Genomic DNA, 22,660 nt, shown 5'->3' with positions numbered 1-22,660 from the left:
TTTAACTTTTTGGGTATACCTCAATTGTGATCCTCTTTTTGATAAACATAATTTTGAAAATAGCCATTGAGATAGTGGCAAGTAGAAACCTATTGGTTACGGTTACGACCTAATTTGAGATCTTCCACTTCTGGAACGCGGAAACCTTTGCGTTCTAGATTATCGATAATTTGCTGAAGTTTTTTCTCCTCAACATTAGCTGGAAGAGTAAACATCGTGCGATGTACTAATTCACCTTCCTGAACATCCAGAGAGATTACACTGGCAATTGAGGTATATTTAGTAATGATCTTAGCAATCGACGCCAAATCGCCTCTCTCGTCCCCAGAAATGACGGTTATTACATAACTGCCTACATTGACATTCCACGATTGAGAAAGCACGTCCAACAACCGTGCATGGGTCAAAATCCCATAAAAATAATTATTATCATCAAGGACGGTAATGTAAGGCAAATCTTTGATTGAGAAAAATACATTGAAGAAAGCTGCATTAACGTTGATATATTTGGTTGCGTTCTTCAATAATGATGTTACAGGATCTTGCATGGAGCCGCCACGAGATTTATGACGATAAATATGCATTTTATAAATGTTGCCGCGGAACAAACGACCAGTTTTATCTAAAATAGGGACACATCGAAATCCTGAATCTTCAAGAATTTTTAATGCCTCTTCAAGGGTTGCATCCTCCCGAACGGTAGTTAATCTGCCTTTCGGTTTAACGATGGACTTTAATAGCATTAGAATATCCTCCTCGATTTTAATTTTCTTCTAAGTTAATTCTAATGATACCACAGAATACGTTTTTAGAATACGATTACTGGTGTTCCAGTTGCAACTGCGTCATAAAGTTTTTTCATGGTTGCGGGAGGTGTATTAACACATCCATGTGATCCGTGCGTTTTGTACCAAGTGCCACCATATTGTGGTTGCCATGGAGAATCATGTAGCCCAACCCCGGTGTAATCAATTGGCATCCAGTAGTCGACAGGAGAAGCATATGCTGAGCCGTCGTCATTACTACCTTTAAGTGTCGTATTACGTTGCTTATTCCAAACGAAGTAAACACCAGTAGGAGTGGTATTCCCGTTAGACGGTTTCCCGGTTACGACATCAGTCGAGATGACTAGCTTACCATTTTCGTAATACCACATATGTTGGTTAGTTTTATCAACTTCGACGTACGTATTCCCAAGTTGGCCCTTCTTTAGACTCGTTCCCGAACCGGAGATGGTGGCCTTTTCAGTAAAATCTTTACCAGCTAGAATATTGTTAGTTAATTTAGTGGCATCGGTTGCTGTAACAATCGACCAGCCGAAAGTGCCACCCTTAACGGTTTGAGACCCTTGTTTAGTACTATTAAAGGTAACATCTGATTGATAAGAAGCATATTTATCGTTTAAACCGTTGAGGTAAGCGGTTAGCTTAGTTTGATCTAAGTTAACTTTTTGAGTACCATCGGCGTTTTTATCAATTATAATCCAACTGGTAATGGTAGCATTAGGAATGGTAACCGTATTGCCGTTGACGTTATAAACCGCTTTTTCAGTCGAAAGCGCTTTGACTTGATTTTTGATTTTATTAACGTCTGAAGAATTAGATGTTGACTGGTAGGTATTGGAAAGGTTCACATCACGCTTACCTTCAGCAACGCTCGATTTGATTTCTTCGGCCAAGAGGGTGGCGTTAATAGTGTTTCCTTTTTTACCATCGGTCACATTAACTTTTCCGTTTGAAACACTCACGGTGGCTGGGGTTCCAGCATCACGAGTACGGTTCAACTTGGTGGCCGTTTTTTTAGCGTAGGCGGTTAGCTTGGCATTGCTGTCCTTATCGGGCTTAACGACGACCGAACTATCAGCATTGGCGACGTTAATTAATTGTAATGGCCACATTAAGGCATTTTGATTTTCAATAGCCTTCGCAATCGATTGACTGCTAGTTGACGTATAGCCGGCATCAGCTAATTTCACTTTAGAAATAACCTTGTCGTTGTCAGTTAAATTAATTGTCTGGTTCTTGATGTGCTGACTGATTAACGATTGAGCTTGTTCAGAATTTTTTCCGGCAACGTTGACGCCTTCAATGGTTGTATTGGGCATGAATGTTTTAGCACTGCTATAATGGTAAGCACCACCAGCGTAAATGGCTCCAAGGGCAACGATGGCGCCAATCCAAATTAGTGGTTTTTTTGATTTCTTTTTATTATTGTTTCTTCTTTGCTGCATCATGTGCCTCCAGAATAAATTTATCCTCTGTAACAGTACTTTAGTCAAGAAGATTAATCAAGTTAATTCACAAAAAATTAAATTAAAAAGCGTTATTTTTACTTATTTAAATTTAGCACCCAAATCAATTATAAGTCAACTTTAGAAACCTTGTTTTCAACTGTAAGATAGTTATTACCCGTATTTTTAGATTTGTACATGTAACGGTCAACTCTTTCAAAGAAATCGTCAAAATCTTGATCACCGGGTTTAAGTTGAGAAACACCGGCTGAAACCGTCACTGGTAGGCTCTTGCCATCCAAACGAAGTGGATTTTCAGCGGTTGAACGTTGAATTTGCTTCAGAATCTGGGCGGCTTGTTCTGAATTTGATCCCCTAAAAATAATGATGAATTCTTCTCCTCCAAACCGAAAGATCTGACTAGTACTATCGAATTTTAGGAGCTCATTTTTAAAGTTGGATGCAACGTGTTTCAAGACTTCATCTCCAGCCACATGCCCATAAGTATCGTTAAATTTCTTAAAGTGATCAATATCAAGCATTGCCATTGAAATGGGAGTGGAGTCTAAGCTGAAACTGGTATTTGAGTACCGCTTGAACAGCTTGGCAACTACATTATTAAAACTGAGACGATTTCGGACCTGAGTTAAAGGATCGATGTTAATCTCATCCGACATGTATTCATAATTACGAGCAAATTTGGTGATGGTCACTTGATAACTGCGAATAATAATCATATAACCAACCAATTCAATAACCATCAAAGGTATTTTATAAAGGTCGAAAGTATAGATGCCCCAAATATTAATCCACCATCCTAATCCAAAAATAATTTGAACCAATAAATAATAGGAATATTTATTAATAATGGTAGCTTTATGGTGGCTAATAAAATAAATAAATCCGACGAAAGCCAGATTAATAATGGTAAACAAGAAATTGACTTTTAAGCTATGAACTGGATAAATTTCAAGTAATAACAGCAGGGGGGGAGCAATATAGTTAACGATATTGACCGAACGTTGACGTGCTGAAAATAAAACAACCAGCAACAAAACAATTGCAGAATTGGCACGATAAATATCAGAAATGCCTGAATTAGGTATCAAAGGAAGTAGTTTTTTTATTAGTTCCAATCCAGCAATAATAATGACCGCAATTAAAATTTCATCGGTACTTTTAATACCGACTGATTTAGATTCAGCACTTTTAAAAGACAGGTAGTAGCTTGCTGTTAAAACGAAAGTGATAATGCCAAAAGTAATTAAAACAATGGCAAGGGTGTTCAAACTAAAATAGTCAACAATCCACTATTGTAAGACAGTTAAAGTAAATTTTACGGGCATTTTGTTCCTCTTAAATTAGTAAAATGATTTTTCGTTTTATTTACGAAGGTTCAACGTACATTATATCAAATATATGTTAAATAAGATTAGAAATGAAGTTAATTGAGGCTGGGACAAATAAAAAAAGAACCGGGATTATACATAATCCTGGTCCTTTTAATCGATTAAATCGAAGACGGAAAATTACTTAGCTTGTTTTTCAGCAAGAGCCTTCAAACCATCGTTAAGAACTTTCTTCAATGTATCAGCTGAGTCAGTCATCTTCTTCATTTCGTCGTCGCTAAGTGGTGATTCAATAACACGGTTTAAACCTTGACCATTGATAACGGCAGGTGTACCAATGTAAATATCGTTCAAGCCATATTGTCCGTCCATGTATGCACCAACAGGCAATACTGCGTTTTCGTCACGAAGAATAGCTTTTGAAATACGCATAAGAGCAGTACCGACACCGTAGAATGTAGCACCCTTCTTATTGATGATTTCATAAGCTTTGTTACGAACACCATCTTCAAGTTCAGCTAATTCGTCTGTTGAAACGCCTTCTTCTTTTGCGATTTGAAGCAATGGCTTTGTACCGATTGATGCTGTTGAGAAAGCAGCAAATTCGCTATCACCATGTTCACCTAAGATGTAAGCATCAACTGAGTCAGGGCTAACGTTGAACTTCTTACCAAGAGCAACGCGTAGGCGAGCTGTATCAAGAGAGATACCTGAACCAATAACCTTTTCCTTAGGGAAACCAGAGAATTTCCATGTTGCGTAAGTGAGGATATCAACTGGGTTAGCAGCAACTAAGAAGATACCATCAAATCCTGAATCAACAACTGGCTTAACGATTGTTGAAAGAATGTTTAAGTTCTTGTTAACAAGGTCAAGACGTGTTTCACCAGGCTTTTGTGGTGCACCAGCAGTAATAACTACTAAGTCAGCATCCTTACAATCAGAATATTCACCTGAGTAAATGCTCTTTGGAGCTGTGAATGGTGTAGCATCTTCAAGATCTAATGCGTCACCAACAGTACGATCCTTAACAACGTCAACGATTACGAATTCTTCTGCGATTCCTTGTTGAGCCATTGCAAATGCGTAACTTGAACCTACAGCGCCGTCACCGATTAATACAACTTTTTGATGATTTTGAATATTAGACAAAATATCCATTCCCTTCATTATGTAATGTTTTGTATTTATACAACGAAACCATTATAACATTTTCAAAAAAGAAAGTTGAGTTAAATTTTCATCGAAGTTGGAATTGCCATGAAAATTAATCTTTAAGATAAGTCTGAATGGCAGGAATATGTTAGTATTACATAAAATAAACGAAAAAAGCTGAGGGATAAGATGATCATTCAGCCCTTTTTTGCGTGTTAATAAAGGTGGACTTAAAAATGAAAATGATTGTTGGATTGGGTAACATTGGCCGAGAGTATGACCAAACGCGGCATAACACTGGATTCATGGTAGTTGACACACTAGCAAAAAGAAATAATGTAACCAATTTTAAAATTCAAAACGATGCCATGGTTGGCGATTTTCGAGTGAACGGTGAAAAAATTCTTTTGGTAAAGCCAACTACGTACATGAATGATTCTGGGCGCGCGGTCCGACCATTGATGGATTATTATGATATCGATTTGTCCAATGTGATTATTGCGTACGATGATATGGATATGCCAGTCGGAAAAATTCGGCTGCGACAGAAGGGGTCCGCTGGGGGACATAACGGCATTAAGAGCATTATCGCGCACGTTGGGACAGATAAGTTCAATCGGATTCGGGTCGGAATTGACCATCCAGTTAAGGAAAGCGTCGTTAACTATGTTTTAGGAAAGTTTCGAAAAGATCAACAAGATGATTTTGAAATTGGAATCCAAACGGCAGCGGATGCGTTGGAAAGCTGGATTACAGAGGAAGACTTCAGTAAGTTAATGAATAAATATAATTAGACGTAACTCAGGAGTGGTTATGAATATAGAAAAAATTTTTGCTACAGATTCGGGTGTAAGGTCCGTACTCGACGCATTACAGGGAAACAATCGGCAACTGGTCACGGGGCTTTTGGAACCCGGAAAGCAGCTGCTGTTAAGTTCAATTATTGAAAACAAAGCTCAGCCACTTTTGGTGGTTACAGACAGCCTTGCGCATGCGGAACGAATTTATAATTCTTTCGTTGAAAATCAGTCCAACATCAATTCCTATTGGTTTCCGGCTGAGGAAATTATTGCGGCCGAGGTTGCAACGAGTTCACCGGATTATCGAGCTGCTAGAATTCAATTCTTAAGTGCTTTAGCTGAGCAGAAAAATGGAATCTTTGTCACGTCCGCTTCGGGGTTACGAAGGTTAGTACCAGAGCCAAGCGATGTCTTAAACGCACGAGTTAGCTTAAAGATCGGTGAGGAGTATGATCTAAGCCAACTAACAAATGATTTGGGAACGTTAGGATACCGCCGCGTTGAGCAAGTGGAAAAAAAGGGTGAATTTGCTATACGTGGTTCAATTGTTGACATATTTCCACTAGAACAAAACGACCCAATTCGAATTGATTTTTTTGATGTTGAAATTGATTCGTTGCGAACCTTTGATCAAAATTCGCAGCGTAGTATCGAAAATATCGAAGAAATTGAGATCTTACCAGCAACCGATTTGGTTATTGATGAAGTTAAATTAAATTCAGCGATAAAGCTGATTACTGGTCAACTGGCTAAATCAAAAACGAAGCTGCCCGATGAAAACTATGAGTTATTGCAACAAAATATAACAGAAGTAATCGAACGATGGAAACATCATCAAATTGTCCAAGAAGACATTGTATACTCTAAGCAATTATATACATCCAAAACATCGTTATTGGATTATATGAAAAAAGGTAGTTTAATTCTTGACGACTATCCTCGAATTTTGGATTCAGAATTAGATATTCAAAATAATGAAGCGAGTTGGATCGTTGATCAACTGAAAAATCACATTTTACTAGATAATGAACCGTTTGGGTTAGACATTCGGACGCTGATTAAGAAAAAATCGACTCCTCAGCTTTTTTTATCGATGTTTCAAAAAGGAATGGGACGGTTACGATTTGACCAGTTAACTGAAATAACGACGCGCGCAGTCCAAGATTTCTTTGGACAGATGCCGGTTTTAAAAGGCGAGGTTGAACGATGGCTATCGCGTAAACAAACGGTGTTAATTTTTGCGAATTCAAAGGAACGCCAGGAAAAAATTGCGGATGTTTTACAGGACTTTGAAATAGTTGCGAACACCGTTAATCCGGATGGCATCCTGTTTGGAACGGTTAATATAATTGGACAAACATTTTCTCAAGGATTCGACATGCCCAGTTCCAAGCTGGTTGTTTTAACAGAAAAGGAGCTTTTTGCTAAGGTACCCAAGAAAAGGCCAAGACGCCAACACATTGAGAATGCGGAGCGTTTAAAAAGCTATACAGAATTAAAACCGGGGGATTTCGTAGTTCATGTCAATCATGGGATTGGTAAATATATTGGAATGACCACAATGGAAGTCGATGGTGTCCATCAAGACTATATGACAATCCACTATAAGGGTAGTGGTCAACTTTTTATTCCAGTTACCCAGCTGAACTTGGTCCAAAAATATGTTGCTGCCGAGGGGAAGAGTCCAAAACTTAATAAGCTCGGTGGAACCGACTGGGCCAAAACAAAGCAACACGTTGCCTCCAAAATTGAGGACATTGCGGATGATTTAATTGATTTGTACGCTAAAAGAGAGTCTGAAAAAGGATTCGCGTTTAACCCAGATGACGATTATCAAAGACAGTTTGATAATGATTTCCCTTATAATGAAACACCGGATCAATTACGTTCGGTTGAAGAAATTAAAAAAGATATGGAAAAGCCACGACCAATGGATCGACTCTTAGTTGGCGATGTTGGGTACGGGAAGACGGAAGTAGCACTGCGAGCGGCTTTTAAAGCGATTGAGAGTGGAAAACAAGTCGCAATCTTAGTGCCAACAACCATCTTGGCCCAACAACATTTTGATACGATGAACGACCGGTTTGAAGGTTATCCAGTTTCAACGGGGATGCTTTCGCGATTCCAAACTGGTAGTCAAGCTAAAGAAGTTTTAGCTGGGTTGGAAGATGGCAGTATTGACATTGTCGTTGGCACGCATCGTTTATTATCGAAAGATGTAAATTTTAAAAATCTAGGACTATTAATTATTGATGAAGAGCAACGCTTTGGGGTTAAGCATAAGGAAAGAATTAAAGAGATTCGATCTCAAGTAGATGTTTTAACGCTAACAGCGACACCAATTCCCAGAACTCTGAACATGTCAATGATTGGGGTGCGAGATTTATCAGTAATTGAAACACCACCAACCAACCGGTATCCAATCCAAACCTATGTTATGGAAGAAAATGCCGGAGCAATTCGAGAAGGTATCACAAGGGAATTAAGAAGAAATGGACAAGTTTTTTATCTCCATAATCGAGTTCAAGATATTGAAAAAGTTGTCGCACAACTTGAAGAGTTGGTTCCGGAAGCCCGCGTGGGTTATATTCATGGTCAAATGACGGAAAAGCAATTGGAAGATATTCTTTTTGACTTCATTGAAGGGGAGTACGATGTGTTGGTGACGACTACGATCATCGAAACGGGAATTGATATTCCAAATGCCAACACGTTATTTGTTGAAAACGCCGATCATATGGGATTATCACAGCTATATCAACTGCGAGGACGAATTGGTCGGTCTTCCAGAGTCGCCTATGCGTACTTTTTGTATCAAAAGAATCGCGTGTTAACGGAGTTGGGTGAGAAAAGGTTGGAAGCAATTAAGGATTTTACCGAATTGGGTTCAGGCTTTAAAATTGCGATGCGTGATTTATCAATTCGGGGGGCAGGAAATCTTTTAGGTAAGCAACAACATGGATTTATCGATTCGGTTGGATATGATTTATATTCCCAAATGCTAGCCGACGCCGTGAAAAAGAAACAGGGCAAAAAAGTTCAGAAACAATCTGATAGTGAGATTAGTCTTGGAATTGAAGGCTTTCTACCAAGTTCCTATATTGAAGATGAACAACAGAAGATTGAATTTTATAAGCGATTACGTCAAGCAAATAGCCATTCTGATTTGGTCGATGTTCAGGATGATTTAATTGATCGTTTTGGGGATTACCCAATTGAAGTTGAAAATCTGCTTCAGCTAACGGATCTAAAAATTACTGCAGATCATGCTCAGATTGAAAAGATTGATCGACGAGAGGGAATTTTAAACATTATCCTAACGAAAGAAGCCAGCCAAAAAATTACTGGTGAACATATTTTCGAGGCCCTTTCCGTGACGAGACTAAGGGCGACAGTTGCGGAGTCAAATGATAAAATGCTAATTAAGTTGGTAATTCAACCGAAAATGACTCAAACGGACTGGTTTACGCAGCTGTTTAACTATATTAAAAAATTAGAAGAGTATTTGTGAGGGTTCACTTTTGAAGAATGCAAATGCAAAAAGGGTGATGCAAGGAGCACTTGTTTTATCAATCGCATCAATTATCGCGAAAATTTTAAGTGCAGTTTATCGAATACCTTTGCAAAATTTGGTGGGGAACACTGGTTTTTATGTTTATCAACAAATTTATCCCATATATGGAATTGGAATGACTTTTGCGTTAAATGGATTTCCAATATTCATTTCAAAAATTGTGGCCGAAGAGCCTGATGAAAAGCGAAAGCTAATGATTAGCCGGTATTCGATTTTAATACTTGCGGGACTATCCGTAGTAACCTTTGGTATTTTAATGATTGGGGCACAAGAAATTGCGATATTAATGGGTGATATTCAGCTAACGCCACTACTTAGAGCCGTCTCAACGATGTTCTTATTCATGCCGCTGTTAGCGACGGGACGAGGGTACTTTCAAGGTATTTATGATGTCGTGCCAACGGCCAAATCACAAGTGGCTGAACAAATTGTTCGAGTAACGATTATTATATTAGTGGCAATTTTATCAGTTCGCTCGGGATGGTCAGCGTACAAGATGGGAACATGGGCAATGGCGAGTTCCACTTTTGCGGCGGTCGCAGCTTCCCTTTTTTTTATTAAATTTGGACTAAAGGTTGTTAACCAAAAAAAGATTAAGTTTGATGTAAAACTGTTTAAACGTTTATGTAGAAGATTTATCATCGAAGGTGGGTTAATTTGCTTACTAGCGTCGATGATTCTTTTACTTCAACTAGTTGATTCTTTTTCAGTTAAGAACAGTCTAGTACTTGGTGGTGCAACCCAAGAAGTAGCAAAATCGTTAAAGGGAATTTATGATCGAGCGCAACCACTGGTTCAGTTGGGAACGGTAATCGCGACGGCCTTTGCGACGACCCTATTGCCAGCGTTGACTGAAGCAATTCAAAGACGTGATACCAAGGCCTTTTACAAATCGGCGACTTCCTTACTAAGGATCTCGTTAACTATTTCGATGACGGCTAGTGTCGGTATGATCGCGTTGATGCCGCACATTAATAAGCTACTATTCGGTAGTTTTGATGGGTCCGGCACGTTGGCTGTGTATAATTTAAGTATCATTTTTGCGGCGCTGATTTTTGTTTATAACAGCGTTCTACAAAGTATTGGTGATGTCCGGGTGACCTTGAGCGCAATCATTACGGGAGTCTTCTTTAAAATATTGCTAAATGGCTGGGCGGTCCAAACGATGGGTATCTTTGGCGCAAGTTTGATTACGGTCATCAGTTTGGCGCTGATTGCGTCGTTGATGAGTCGAGCATTACCTGGCCGATTATCACAAAGGGTCTACCACGAACAGCATTTTTTGATGAAATTAATAATCGGCAATATTCTAATGTGGTTAGCGGTCACACTTGCCGTCGGTTTTGTACAAATGATTTTTAATTTTCAAAATCGATGGGGGTCAATCTTACTTGTTATAATTGGAATTGTCATCGGTGGATTGGTATTCATCAGTTATATTTTCAGGTTTAAACTATTCAGCATTCGGGAGTGGCTCACCGTTCCATATGGTACAAAAATTTTAAGAATAATACAGAGGATTACTAAATGAGATTAGATAAGTTTTTAAAGGTTTCAAGAATTATTAAAAGACGTGCGTTGGCAAAAGAAGTTGCCGATCAGGGACGGATTTTAATCAATGAAAAAGTAGCTAAGTCGTCTTCAAACGTTGGAGTGAACGATAATGTCGAAATTCGTTTTGGAAATAAAACCCTCACCATTAGGGTTGACCAACTATTAGACACAACGAAGAAAGATGACGCGGAACGAATGTATACCATTGTTTCAGAAAATTATGATAAAGATTTCAGAAAATAGTATAAAACCCCTTAAATATGCATAGACAGGAAAGGAAAGCGTTGTTATAATCAAGAAGTTAAGGGGATATAGCGATGGAAAATACAAAAGGAAATAAGAGCAAAAAAATGAATTATCGAACAGCAACAGGAGCAAAAAATCCGTATGCAAGGGCACGAAAACAGCGCGCCCTGTTTATACTCGGTGTTTTTGCAATTATTGCGGCATTCTTCTTATTTCAAATTGTAAGTTCACATGTCTCCAAAAATAACGTTGATCATAAATTGACTGTTGAAACGGCGCGCTATGGTCAAGTAAAAGATGAAAATGACCAACTAAAAGGCCGTGTAAAGCAAATGAATGACGAGAATTATCTTGAAAAACTAATTCGTTCAAAGTATTTTTACACCAAAAAAGGTGAGACAGTCTATAACCTTCCAATGGATGCAAATTAAATTAAGGCTTCTGATGGTCAAATATCGTAAACAGACGAAGTATATTAAAAGTCAACTTGGCTTTTGGTATACTTCTTTTTGGTAGCACGTTAAAAAACAATGACGGGCGATAAATATTCAAAAAAAGATATTAAAAAATGAATAACACTGTGGAAGTGAGGCTCGCAAGAATTTGGTATGAAATGGTATAATTAAGCATTAAATTTTTTAGGAGGAACATACGTATTTATGACAATTGAAGTTGGAACTAAGGTGGATGGAAAAGTTTCAGGAATCACTAATTTTGGAGCTTTCGTAGATTTAGGGGAGAATCGTTCGGGCTTAGTTCATATTAGCGAAGTTTCTGACGGATTTATTAAGGATATTCATGATGTTCTTACGGTGGGAGATTCGGTAACGGTTAAAGTCTTGTCAATCGCGGACGATGGAAAAATTGCGTTATCTATTAGAAAAGCGACTGATCACCCCGCACACACTGAACATAAAGAAACTGCTAAGGTCAATTCCAGTAGTCATCACTCCAGTGGGAACTTCCGTCCACGGGCAACTAATAACAGACGCGATAATAACCATCGTGATCAATCGGCATCAAAAGTCGAACCAAACTTTGATCAGATGTTATCCGGCTTCTTAAAAGACAGCGAGTCTCGTTTATCAACTTTAAAACGTAATACCGATGGGAAACGAGGCGGCCGTGGTGGACGTCGTAGCTAAAGATGAAAATTAACGAACTGGGCGACCAGATTGTAAAAAAGTTTGATTTAAAAAATAAAAAAATGGTCGTTGCCGTCTCCACGGGGGTAGATTCGACTGTCCTGATTAACGCATTGATCTTTTCAAGAATGCTAGACAATTCAAATCTAGTAGTTGCCCATGTTAATCATAAACTCAGAGCGGCGAGTGACCAAGAGGAAAAGTTTTTACGTAATTGGTGTATGAAACATAACATCAAATTAGAAGTTTTTACCTGGGAGAAAACACAGCATCCGATGGTAGGCGTAGAGGCGGCTGCCAGAGAAGTTCGTTATGAATTTTTCAACCGGATGATGCAGAAGCATCAAGCGGATGTTTTATTGACAGCGCATAATGCGGATGAACAGGCAGAAAGCTTTTTAATGCGTTTAATTCGTGGTGGAATGCTAAGTGAACTGGAAGGAATTCCCGAACAAAGGCCTTTTGCCACGGGAACCCTAATTCGGCCACTTTTAGATATATCGAAGGCAGAACTGATTCAACTTGCGACGACAAATCAGCTAACTTGGTTCGAAGATGATACGAACCAAGAATTGGATTTTTTACGAAATCGGGTCAGAAATGAAATATTACCAATTCTTAGAGAAGAAAATGATCGGGCACTGGAACATATTAATCAATTTCAAAACCAGTTAGCGGAACAAAGCCGGCTGCTTGATCAAAGCGTTGACGCCAAACTTGAACGGACCCGGAACCAAGAGGGGTATGATTTGAGTCAAATTTTAGCTGAGCCAACAGAATGGCAGAGGCGCATGCTTTTGAGGATTGTTCAAAAACAACTTCCATCATTACCAATTAGTCAGGCTAAGCTCACGGCCATGGTTCGGTTTATCAACCAGGTCAAAAAGGCACAACGTTATATTGACATTGGTGATGGCTATCTTTTGGAAATTACGTACAATTGCCTTCGAATTAGCAAAAAAAAGACCATAAAAACTGAACAAGCCATGGGGCATATGGTAACATTGAATACGTGGTTTGAACTAGGCGACTCGGCTTGGTTCAGAGTCAGCGACCATGGTTTCTTGGATTCAGCTGAAACAATGATTTTAAGTGAAAATCAATTTAAACGTCCGCTTTTGATCCGACCAGTTAATTTTAAGGATCGTTTAAGACTTAAAAATGGTGGGTTTAAGACGATTCGACGCGAACTAATTGATCAAAAGATTCCAAATGAACGGCGACAAAAGTACTTTGCCGTTGTTGATGCAAACGGAACTATTTTGTGGGTTCCGGGGCTAAGAAAATCATGGCTGCAGGCTCCATTTGTAGAAAAAAATCGACAATTTATGATGGAATATAGAACTGGAGGACGTCCCAATGGACAATGATATCGCCAAAGTTTTGTATAGTAGGGCGGATATAAAAGAGGCTTGCCAAAGATTAGGTAAGCAGTTGACAGCAGATTATAAAGGAAAGCGTCCCTTAATTTTAAGCGTGTTAACGGGAGCAATGTTTTTTACAACGGATGTTGTTCGGGAGTTTGACGAATATTCCCAAATTGATTTCATTGATGTATCAAGTTACAAGGGTGGTATGGAATCAACGGGGAAAGTTGATTTAGTTTCGGATCTTTCTGAAGACGTCGCTGGTCGTGATGTTTTGATTGTTGAAGACATCGTTGATACTGGACGAACGCTAAAGTACATAGTCAAATTACTTTACTCACGAAATGCTAAAAGTGTAAAAATTTGTACTTTTTTGGATAAGCCGGCCGGACGTGTAGTTGAAGCTAAAGCTGATTATGTCGGATTTACCGTGCCAAATGAATTTGTGGTTGGCTACGGTTTGGATTACCAAGGCTATTACCGAAACTTACCGTATGTTGGTGTTTTAAAGCCAGAAATTTACGAATTAAAATAATTGGTCAAAGTTAGTCAAATGTGATATTATATCGTCAACGGTCAAGATTTTAACTGATATTTCTTGATGCCTTACAAGGAGGAACTACATGAAAAATAACAGAAATGGCCTTTTTAAAAATAGTCTTTTCTATATCGTAGTTTTTTTGAGTATCATGGGCATTATCGCTGCCGTAGTTGGAAAGGGTGGCAACAGCCAAACTTCCACTATTTCATCAAGCGAATTTGTCTCACAACTTAAAAAAGACAACGTGAAAAGTTTTAATATCCAACCAGCGAATGGAATTTATAAAGTAACTGGTAAATATCGCTCGGCCCAAGAGGACGATTCAGCGACTGGATTGTTCCCAGGAACTGTTTCATCAAGCAAGGTGACGGGCTTCCAGACTTCGGTATTACAAAACGATTCAACAATTGCCGATATTACTAAATCGGCTTCTGCTGATGGAGTTAAGGTCACCACTAAAGAAGAAGAATCAAGCAGTTTTTGGGTTCAATTGCTTGTTACCGGATTACCTTTGATTTTCTTCATCTTCATTTTCTATATGATGATGGGTCAAGCTGGTCAAGGCGGTGGCGGTAAGGGTGTAATGAACTTTGGTAAATCCAAGGTTAAACCCGCAGATAAGAGTGCTAATAAGGTCCGTTTCTCTGATGTAGCAGGTGAAGAAGAAGAGAAACAGGAATTGGTTGAAGTTGTTGAATTCTTAAAAGATCCGCGTAAATTTGTTCAATTAGGAGCTCGAATTCCAGCCGGTGTTTTACTTGAGGGACCTCCCGGGACTGGTAAAACCTTGCTAGCAAAAGCTGTTGCAGGTGAAGCTGGCGTTCCATTCTATTCAATTTCAGGTTCAGATTTCGTTGAAATGTTTGTTGGTGTCGGTGCTAGCCGAGTTCGAGATTTATTCGATCAGGCCAAGAAAAATGCGCCTTCAATTATTTTCATTGATGAAATTGATGCCGTTGGTCGTCGCCGTGGTAACGGAACCGGTGGTGGACATGATGAACGTGAACAAACTTTAAATCAATTGCTAGTTGAGATGGACGGTTTCACTGGAAATGAAGGGGTCATCGTAATGGCCGCAACTAACCGTTCCGATGTTTTGGATCCAGCTTTGCTTCGTCCAGGACGTTTTGACCGTAAGATTCTCGTTGGTCGTCCAGATGTTAATGGACGTGAAGCGATTTTGAAGGTTCATGCAAAGAATAAGCCAATTGCTAAAGATGTTGACTTGGCGGAAATTGCCAAACAGACACCTGGATTTGTTGGTGCAGATTTGGAAAACCTTTTGAACGAAGCTGCGTTACTAGCGGCTCGTCGAAATAAGAAAACCATTGATGCAGCAGATTTAGATGAAGCTGAAGATCGTGTTATCGCAGGTCCAGCTAAGAAGAATGCCGTAGTTAGCAAGAAAGAACGTCAGACGGTTGCTTTCCATGAAGCTGGTCATACAATCGTTGGATTGGTTCTAAACGATGCTCGAGTTGTTCATAAAGTTACGATTGTTCCGCGTGGTCGTGCCGGTGGATACGCTATTATGCTTCCACGTGAAGACCAGATGTTGATGTCTAAAAAGGACGCGATGGAACAAATCGCTGGCTTAATGGGTGGTCGTGCCGCTGAAGAAATTATCTTTAATCAACAATCTTCAGGCGCATCAAATGACTTTGAGCAGGCAACTTCGATTGCACGTGCGATGGTAACTCAATATGGTATGAGTGATAAGATTGGCCAAGTAGAATTGGCTGCTCCAGGTCAGTCTTACTATAGTGAAGGTGGTCCAGCATATTCTGAAAAGACGGCTGCCACGATTGATGAAGAAATTCGTCGTTTCACAACTGAAGGTTACAATGAGGCTCGTAAGATTATTGAAGAACATCGCGAGCAACATAAACTGATTGCTGAAGCATTATTGAAGTATGAAACTCTTGATGAAAAGCAAATTCTCAGCCTTTTTAAGACTGGTAAGATGCCTGAAAAGAAAAATGATTCAGAGTTCCCTAGTGAAAAAGCTGCTACGTTTGAAGAATCTAAGCGTGAATTGGAACGTAAGGAAAACGAACGTCACAAGGAAGCAGCACAAGCTGTTGGATCCGATAAGTCAAGTTCAGATGATGAGAACAAAACGACCGTATATTATCCAAAAGACGATCGTGATCAATCAGAAGACAAATAATTTAAAATCGTGGGTTGCAAAATGCACTCACGATTTTTTTGTGATAGGAGATTAGAAATGAACGATTATTTAATTAAAAGTATTATTAATGATGGAATGTTTAGAGCATATGCCGTGAGAAGCACGAATTTAGTTCAAGAAGCACAACAACGACATGATTCTTGGAGTGCCGCAACTGCCGCGCTAGGACGGTCCTTGACGGCAACGTTGTTGTTATCCTCATCTGTTTTAAAGGGCGACGAAAAGTTAACCGTTAAAATTAATGGTGGAGGACCGACAGGAACCATCGTGGTTGATGGGAACGCCAAAGGTACTGTGAAAGGGTACTTGCAGCATTCACATGTTTCACTTCCCCTAAAGGAATACCATCATATTGATGTCGGACAAGCGGTTGGAAATAACGGTGTGATGGCAGTGACAAAGGACATGGGCCTAGGTGATCCGTTTACAGGACAAGTTGGATTAGTTTCAGGGGAAATCGGGGATGATTTCACCTACTATTTGGCACAATCCGAACAAATTCCTTCCGCAGTTGGAGTTTCTGTTTTTGTTAATCCAGATGAAACAGTTGGTGTGGCCGGAGGATTCCTAATTCAGGTAATGCCGGATGCAACTGATGATGCAATTGATCGTCTTCAAAAGCGACTAAAAGAAATTCCATTGGTTTCAGAAATGTTGCGTAATGGAAAAACTCCTGAAGAAATTTTGAACGATATTTTTAATGATGATGAAGTAAAAATTCTTGATCGAATGGATGTAAAGTTTGAATGTGATTGTTCAAAAGAGCGTTTTGCGAAATCACTTATTGCATTACCAACTAGTGATATTGAAGAAATGATTACTGAAGATCATGGTGCGGAAGCGGTTTGTCGTTTCTGCGGGAATAAATACGAATTTTCTGAAGAAGACTTGCGGGAAATTATTAACGAAAAATAAGTAAATAGGGTGTCGGTTCTCCACAACTTATATTTTCTGTGATATCATATTCTGCATGTATATAAAGTTTGATGAGGTGAAAATATGGAATGGAAAATAGGGGATATCACAATCCCAAACCAATTGGTTGTTGCTCCAATGGCGGGAGTTACCAATACAGCATTTCGAATGATTTGCAAACGTTTTGGAGCAGGTTTAGTTGTTTGTGAGATGATTTCTGATCGTGGAATCATTTATGGAAACAAAAAAACATTGGGAATGATGACGGTTGATCCAAGTGAACATCCAATGAGTATTCAAATTTTTGGTGGAACAAAGGAAACTTTGGTAGAAGCAGCTAAGTACGTGGACCAAAATACGGATGCTGATATTATCGACATTAACATGGGATGTCCAGTTAATAAAGTTGTTAACACAGATGCGGGTGCACGCTGGTTACTCGATCCAAATAAAGTATATGAAATGGTTTCTTACGTGACGGATGCGGTTAAAAAGCCAGTAACCGTTAAAATGCGTACAGGATGGGACTCACATCACATTTTTGCTGTTGAAAATGCTCTAGCGGCAGAGCGCGCTGGCGCATCAGCATTAGCGATGCACGGACGTACTCGGAAACAAATGTATACGGGACATGCCGACTGGGATATCTTAAAGGAAGTTAGCAGCCAGTTACACATCCCATTCATGGGCAATGGGGATGTTAAAACTCCAGAGGATGCCAAAAGAATGTTGGATGAAGTTGGCGCAGATGCTGTAATGATTGGTCGAGCCGTATTAGGAAATCCTTGGGAGCTTCAACGAGTGTCATCTTATTTGGAAGATGGAACAATTGTGGCTGAGCCAACTCCGGCAGAAAAGATTGAAATTGCGAAGGAACATCTTCATGGTTTGGTGGAATTAAAGGGCGACAACATTGGTCCTCGTGAATTCCGTGGTCAAGCGGCTTATTACTTAAAGGGAATTCCACATTCTGCTAGAACAAAAGTTGCGTTAAATGAGGCAGATACTGAGCAACAAATGGTTGATATTTTCGATCGTTTTATTGAAAAACTTGATAAAAGAAGAGCACGAACTGTCAAATAAGGTTGATTTTTACTGATTTAGTGCGTAATAATTGTATGTGAATAAAAATTTAGAGGGGGACAAGATAGTGGGCGAAAAGCAACAACCGAGCATGAATGATCAATTAAAGGTTCGTCGCGAAAAGATGCAAGAGCTCCGCGATAAGGGGATTGATCCTTTTGGACATCGTTTCGAAAGAACGCATTTAGCTGCGCAATTGCACGAAGAATATGGTGATATGACAAAGGAAGAACTTGATGACAAAGGCGTGGTAGCAACCATTGCTGGTCGGATGGTTTCAAAACGTGGTAAAGGAAAGGTCGGTTTTGCTGATCTGAAAGATCGCTCTGGAAGAATGCAACTTTACGTTCGAAAAGACGTTTTAGGTGAAGATGTGTATAAAGTCTTCAAGCGTTCTGACATTGGTGACTTCCTTGGTGTAACCGGCGACGTGATGAAGACGGACATGGGTGAATTAACGATTAAAGTTACGGGCTTAACCTTTTTAAGCAAGGCTTTACGTCCACTGCCCGATAAGTTTCATGGTTTACAAAATGTAGAACAAATTTATCGTCAACGCTATTTGGATCTCATTGCCAACGATGAAAGCATGGATCGTTTTAGAAAGAGAACTAAAATTGTTTCGGCGGTTAGAAGGTATCTCGATGGGAATGACTTTGCTGAAGTTGAAACTCCAGTTTTGCATACGCAAGCCGGTGGTGCAAGCGCACGCCCATTTACGACCCATCATAATGCCTTAGATATTAATCTATATTTAAGAATTGCATTGGAATTACACTTGAAGCGTCTAATTGTTGGTGGAATGGAACGTGTTTACGAAATTGGCCGCGTATTTAGAAACGAAGGGATTGACACTCGTCATAATCCCGAGTTTACAATGCTCGAGACTTACGCAGCCTATTTTGATTTCCACGATGTTATGGACGAAACCGAAGGAATCTTTAAGGCTGCAGTGGCCGCCGTATCTGATGACGGAAAAATAACCTATCAGGGTACGGAATTGGACTTAGGACAAGATTTTGAGCGTCTACACATGGTTGATGCAATTAAAAAATATGCTGATGTAGACTTTTGGCCTAAAATGACGGTCGAAGAAGCTAAAAAAATTGCTGATGATCATGGTATCCATTATGAAGAATGGTGGACAGTTGGTCACATCATCAATGAGTTCTTCGAAGAAAAAGTCCAAGATCAATTAGAACAACCTGTATTTATCTATGGACATCCCGTTGAAATTTCTCCTTTAGCTAAGAAAAATGCCGAGGACGAACGCTTTACCGATCGTTTCGAGTTATATATATTAGGTAACGAATATGGTAATGCCTTTACCGAACTGAACGATCCAATTGACCAACGTGAACGGTTTGAAGCACAAGTTGCCGAACGCGAGGCTGGAAATGAAGAAGCGGAAGGTATTGATGAAGATTACATTGAGGCTCTTGAGTATGGAATGCCGCCTACTGGGGGACTCGGAATTGGAATCGATCGGTTAGTAATGTTGTTAACGGATGCTCCATCAATCCGAGATGTGTTGCTTTTCCCAACAATGCGTCCTGAAAAGTAAAAAATATCAAAGGTTGATTAAACGTTGATCTAATTAAAAATCTCTAGTTTTACGTAATTATAAATACGTGAAGCTAGGGATTTTTTGATTGTTTTTAATTTTGGTCGGGAAACCTGTATACAGGTTTTTAGCTGGTCTGTATTGTTTTTGAATATTTCTCATACTATCATTTGTGTAAGCGGTTTATTAAGGGGGTAATTTGGATGAGTAAGATGTTTAAAGCAGTAGCACAGGGTTTTCATGGTCCAATAACGGTTACATCTGAAATTGATAATGGAAAAATAAAAGACATTTCGGCGGAAGGAATTCAACCAGATACGGTCGGAACTTTGTCTGCGAAAAGAATGGTTGAAAAAATCAAGGAAGAAAAAAGTGTCAACATTGATGCGGTAACAGGCGCAACGTTTTCATCGAGTGCGGTTTTAAAGGCCGCAAAGAAAAGCATGGAACTGGCGGAAGGTAAAATAACCGCTGCGGAGGCAAATGATTTAAAGCAAGAGCCAATTGACAAAGTTACGGTTCCCACTTATGCCAAAGTCCATACAAATCGAATCTATGCGAGTGATGTTAAATTTGTTGATGAGTACGATGTGATTATTGCTGGATCAGGTGTTACAGGGCTTTCAGCGGCTATTGAATCCGCAAGAAACGGTGCCAAAACGGTTCTTTTTGAAAAAGCGGGAATGATTGGTGGAACTAGTAATTTTTCGCATGGAATTATTCAAGCTGCTGGTACGAAGCAGCAGAAGGAACATACAAAGTATCAAAAAGACGATTCCCAAAAGCATGCTAGAGAATACCTTCAAGCAGGCGAAGGACATGTTGATGAAGAGTTGGTGCGAGATTTTACCGATGATGCGGCTAATACGATCGCTTGGTTAAGTGAAATCGGTATTAATTGGGTTGATGTGTATGGTCACAAGTCGATACCTTATGAAAATCAGAAAGACTTTGCGGACCGAATCCATGTTTATGATCATGGTGGGCATAATGGGGCAGGCGTCATAATGACTAGCAAGATGCTTAATGCTGCCAAGGATGCGGGAGTGATTATTAAATATGATTCTCCAGTTGTCGGCTTGGTCACTAAAAATCTGCATGATAATGAAATTCTAGGGGTGGTTGTTAATCACCATGGACAAGAAAAAGCATACCGAGCTTTAAAGGGGACCGTTTTAGCAACGGCAAGCATTGATCATAATGAGCAATTGGCTAAAGAATTATCACCTTGGCAGTACCGTGATATTAAGAAAAATGTTTTATTAACATCTAAGTATGATACTGGTGATGGGATTATTTTGGGGATGACCAATGGGGCTGCTCTGAATGGTATTGGTGGCGTAATGTCAGCCGACTTTAAATTTGGCATTGGATTTTCGACGCAAGTTATTACTCCACCGGCATTTTACATCAACGGTTTGGGGAAGCGTTACGTTAATGAAGATTCGACCTATGGGTATCTAACAAGAGCGAACTATGAGCAAGAAACTAGCCTGGGTAAACCGACTTGGCTTGTATTTGGACAGAATACCGTAGACGAAAAGAATCTACCCTACGAGACCGAAGAAGAGATTCAAAAAGATATTAGTCGCGGGCGTTTGATTAAAGCAGCAACCGCCGAAGAATTAGCTCAAAAAATTGAAGTGAGTGATCAAAATTTGACCGATACGCTGACTATTTGGAATCAAAACGCAAAAGAAAAAAAGGATCCTGCGTTTGGTCGACGCCAAGGAATTGAGCCTCTTGAGACGCCGCTGTACGCCTATAAAAATCATGATATGAATATTGGATCAATTGGGGGATTAAAGGTTAACGTTAATTTGCAAGTTATTGATAATGGTCATCAACCAATCGAGGGATTATACGCCGCAGGGCAGAATGCCGGTGGTATAATTGGCTCGTATTATGCTGGATCTGGTACAGCTTTGGGAGTTGGACTACATCAAGGTCGTAAAGTTGGTCGACAATTAGCGCTTAAAAAATAATTTTTATGGTAAGGGTAGTTAAATGAAAAATGATGAGCAGGCATATATCTATTTGAAAAAGAAAATTATCGATGGAACTTATCAGCCTGAGCACGAAGTTTCAGAAAATCAAATTGCATTGAACTTGAATATGTCGCGGACACCGATTCGTGAAGCGTTTAGAAGACTTGAAAGCGAGGGATTGGTTAAGCAACAAACGGGACGTAAGACAATAATTACGGGCTTGAACTTGGAAGAACTAAAGGAAAATTATGAATTACGATCGATGCTTGAGTCCTATGCATTGAGAAAGTCGTTCAGTAATTTAGACTTGGAAAAGTTAAATTATTTTAGTAGAGAATTTAATACGGTTTTGAAAAAGAATGCCTGGAATGACTATCTAGATTTAGACGAACGATTTCATTGCTTTTTAATTCAAAATGAAGGGGAGGGCTCCTTTCGAAGAATACTAGATATACTAAAGAGTCAAACCAATCGTTTTCGCTATGCAATTGAAGATGATACGGGATGCATGCAATCGTCGGTGAGAGAAATTAAGAAAATTATCACAGATATCCAGCAACAAGATCAAGAACATGCTGTTAGTCATTTAAATGAGCACATTAAAAATGTTTATATCAGTGAGCTAAACTATCTACAAAATAAGAAGATTGCTGAAACCAATAATCAAATTTTTGATTATCCGAATTAAAATAGAATTATTGTTTTTTATAATATCTAAAAAGCCGTAATGAGCGTAATTATCGCGGTTTTTTAGATATTTTCGTGTATCGCGGTGACCGTAAAATTAAAGCCGTGAAGTTTAAAATAACGATTATTTGGTTCGATATTTAATTATTTTGAAAATAACTATTGACTTACGACGGAACTACTTGGTATTATATTCTAGTCGCATCAATCCGACACCGTCGAGACTTTACGATGTTAATAAGCTTAAAAAAAGTTGTTGACATTCAAATCT

General features: G+C 39.2%; 18 protein-coding genes. 14 read left to right on the top strand and 4 right to left on the bottom strand.

From position 1 onward, the window contains the following. Window positions 1–89: 89 nt before the first annotated feature. The 4 genes from cbpA to IV81_RS08350 form a co-directional block, all read right to left on the bottom strand. Window positions 90–743 carry a cyclic di-AMP binding protein CbpA gene (gene cbpA / locus IV81_RS08365; protein ID WP_057804179.1) on the bottom strand — a complete coding sequence of 218 codons (654 nt, stop codon included), beginning with the start codon at window positions 741–743 and terminating at the stop codon, window positions 90–92. A gap of 65 nt (window positions 744–808) precedes the next feature. Continuing rightward, window positions 809–2,230, bottom strand: coding sequence for a L,D-transpeptidase family protein (locus tag IV81_RS08360; RefSeq protein ID WP_057804176.1), 1,422 nt, complete (start codon window positions 2,228–2,230; stop codon window positions 809–811). Between the two features lie 128 nt (window positions 2,231–2,358). Continuing rightward, complete coding sequence (locus IV81_RS08355) at window positions 2,359–3,519, bottom strand: GGDEF domain-containing protein (protein ID WP_057804174.1); 1,161 nt, start codon at window positions 3,517–3,519, stop codon at window positions 2,359–2,361. A gap of 240 nt (window positions 3,520–3,759) precedes the next feature. Beyond that, window positions 3,760–4,731 (bottom strand): L-lactate dehydrogenase, encoded by a 972-nt coding sequence (locus IV81_RS08350; RefSeq protein ID WP_057804182.1) that lies wholly within the window; start codon window positions 4,729–4,731, stop codon window positions 3,760–3,762. A gap of 239 nt (window positions 4,732–4,970) precedes the next feature. On the opposite strand from IV81_RS08350, the gene pth reads away from it, so the two are divergent. From pth to IV81_RS08280, 14 genes are all read left to right on the top strand, one after another. Next, window positions 4,971–5,528, top strand: a complete 558-nt coding sequence (gene pth, locus IV81_RS08345) for an aminoacyl-tRNA hydrolase (protein ID WP_057804172.1) — start codon at window positions 4,971–4,973, stop codon at window positions 5,526–5,528. A gap of 19 nt (window positions 5,529–5,547) precedes the next feature. Next, window positions 5,548–9,045 (top strand): transcription-repair coupling factor, encoded by a 3,498-nt coding sequence (mfd, locus tag IV81_RS08340; RefSeq protein WP_057804170.1) that lies wholly within the window; start codon window positions 5,548–5,550, stop codon window positions 9,043–9,045. A gap of 10 nt (window positions 9,046–9,055) precedes the next feature. Further along, complete coding sequence (locus tag IV81_RS08335) at window positions 9,056–10,639, top strand: polysaccharide biosynthesis protein (protein WP_420848353.1); 1,584 nt, start codon at window positions 9,056–9,058, stop codon at window positions 10,637–10,639. Further along, window positions 10,636–10,905, top strand: a complete 270-nt coding sequence (locus IV81_RS08330; protein ID WP_057804168.1) for an RNA-binding S4 domain-containing protein — start codon at window positions 10,636–10,638, stop codon at window positions 10,903–10,905. The genes IV81_RS08335 and IV81_RS08330 overlap by 4 nt, the downstream gene beginning before the upstream one ends. A 74-nt stretch (window positions 10,906–10,979) precedes the next feature. Beyond that, the gene (locus IV81_RS08325) at window positions 10,980–11,339 is read left to right on the top strand and encodes an FtsB family cell division protein (protein ID WP_057804167.1); all 360 of its coding nucleotides are present in this window, start codon (window positions 10,980–10,982) and stop codon (window positions 11,337–11,339) included. 228 nt (window positions 11,340–11,567) lie between these two features. After that, window positions 11,568–12,053 carry a S1 domain-containing RNA-binding protein gene (locus IV81_RS08320; protein ID WP_057804165.1) on the top strand — a complete coding sequence of 162 codons (486 nt, stop codon included), beginning with the start codon at window positions 11,568–11,570 and terminating at the stop codon, window positions 12,051–12,053. 2 nt (window positions 12,054–12,055) lie between these two features. Continuing rightward, entirely contained in the window at window positions 12,056–13,423 is a 1,368-nt protein-coding gene (tilS, locus tag IV81_RS08315; protein WP_057804163.1) for a tRNA lysidine(34) synthetase TilS, read from the top strand. Beyond that, window positions 13,413–13,955 carry a hypoxanthine phosphoribosyltransferase gene (hpt, locus tag IV81_RS08310; protein ID WP_057804161.1) on the top strand — a complete coding sequence of 181 codons (543 nt, stop codon included), beginning with the start codon at window positions 13,413–13,415 and terminating at the stop codon, window positions 13,953–13,955. The genes tilS and hpt overlap by 11 nt, the downstream gene beginning before the upstream one ends. 88 nt (window positions 13,956–14,043) lie before the next feature. Then, window positions 14,044–16,131, top strand: coding sequence for an ATP-dependent zinc metalloprotease FtsH (gene ftsH / locus IV81_RS08305; protein WP_057804159.1), 2,088 nt, complete (start codon window positions 14,044–14,046; stop codon window positions 16,129–16,131). 57 nt (window positions 16,132–16,188) lie between these two features. After that, window positions 16,189–17,067 carry an Hsp33 family molecular chaperone HslO gene (hslO, locus tag IV81_RS08300; protein WP_057804157.1) on the top strand — a complete coding sequence of 293 codons (879 nt, stop codon included), beginning with the start codon at window positions 16,189–16,191 and terminating at the stop codon, window positions 17,065–17,067. Window positions 17,068–17,151: 84 nt separating this feature from the next. After that, window positions 17,152–18,150, top strand: coding sequence for a tRNA dihydrouridine synthase DusB (gene dusB, locus IV81_RS08295; protein ID WP_057804155.1), 999 nt, complete (start codon window positions 17,152–17,154; stop codon window positions 18,148–18,150). 67 nt (window positions 18,151–18,217) lie between these two features. Next, window positions 18,218–19,714 (top strand): lysine--tRNA ligase, encoded by a 1,497-nt coding sequence (gene lysS, locus IV81_RS08290; protein WP_057804153.1) that lies wholly within the window; start codon window positions 18,218–18,220, stop codon window positions 19,712–19,714. A 203-nt stretch (window positions 19,715–19,917) separates the two neighbouring features. Further along, complete coding sequence (locus IV81_RS08285; protein ID WP_057804152.1) at window positions 19,918–21,699, top strand: FAD-dependent oxidoreductase; 1,782 nt, start codon at window positions 19,918–19,920, stop codon at window positions 21,697–21,699. Window positions 21,700–21,721: 22 nt separating this feature from the next. Next, window positions 21,722–22,390, top strand: coding sequence for a GntR family transcriptional regulator (locus tag IV81_RS08280; RefSeq protein WP_057804150.1), 669 nt, complete (start codon window positions 21,722–21,724; stop codon window positions 22,388–22,390). Window positions 22,391–22,660: the final 270 nt, after the last annotated feature.

The organism is Pediococcus stilesii (assembly GCF_001437075.1).
GTDB lineage: Bacteria > Bacillota > Bacilli > Lactobacillales > Lactobacillaceae > Pediococcus > Pediococcus stilesii.
This window is presented reverse-complemented; position numbering and strand designations above follow the sequence as displayed.